This is a genomic window from Flavobacterium sp. FlaQc-57, assembly GCF_044007395.1.
GTDB lineage: Bacteria > Bacteroidota > Bacteroidia > Flavobacteriales > Flavobacteriaceae > Flavobacterium.
On the sequence record NZ_JBIPDA010000021.1, the window covers coordinates 1 to 255 of the forward strand.

1 protein-coding gene is annotated in these 255 nt (G+C 33.3%); it reads right to left on the bottom strand.

The window, feature by feature from the left end; translation table 11 throughout:
- On the bottom strand, positions 1 to 255 hold a 255-nt coding region (locus tag ACHRVZ_RS21430; protein WP_395425057.1), incomplete at both ends, for a hypothetical protein.

Genomic DNA, 255 nt, shown 5'->3' on the forward strand with positions numbered 1-255 from the left:
GTTTGACCTGGAATTAAAACTCCATTTTTATACCAACTGTAAGATTTAAAACTATTAGTACTGTTATCAAATGCAATAATATCTTCAAACTGTTTTCTAATCAGGTTCGGCTGACTGTTTACTGCGGATAAAACTACTATTTTGGCCGCATTGTAATTACTATCACCCGCTTGTGAAGCTGTTATAGAGGCAGAACCGTAATCATTAAAAATCAACGAACTATTTGAAACAGCTGCAATTTTACTATTTGACGAA